General features: G+C 36.2%; 1 protein-coding gene and 1 tRNA gene. Both read right to left on the reverse strand.

The features are described 5' to 3' along the window. Positions 1-32 precede the first annotated feature (32 nt). Positions 33-113 (reverse strand) — tRNA-Tyr (locus SMIDD26_RS10955). A 49-nt stretch (positions 114-162) separates the two neighbouring features. Then, the coding region (locus SMIDD26_RS10960; protein WP_061440110.1) for a DUF2969 family protein at positions 163-348 on the reverse strand (186 nt) is incomplete at its 5' end.

Here is a 348-nt window from a genome sequence, read left to right on the forward strand (position 1 = left end):
CCTTACCGCTTGGCTATACCCCATTGATGAAATGGAGAGAGAGGGATTCGAACCCCCGAACCCGAAGGAGCGGATTTACAGTCCGCCGCGTTTAGCCTCTTCGCTATCTCTCCTACAATCAACATGGACTATTATATCATGAAAATTTCAAAAAAACAAGACTTATTTTGCTAAATTATAATTTTCAATCAACATTTCCACAGCTTTTTCCAATTTTTTATAAAAACTATCGACATTCCCATTCTTTATGATGGCAAATTGTCCATCTAATTCGGCAATTTCTCCGATAACTTTTTTACCGATAGTCAATGTATAACCTTCAAAACTATCTTTTCCTACATTAACTTT

It is taken from the genome of Streptococcus mitis (assembly GCF_001579035.1).
GTDB classification, from domain to species: domain Bacteria; phylum Bacillota; class Bacilli; order Lactobacillales; family Streptococcaceae; genus Streptococcus; species Streptococcus mitis_J.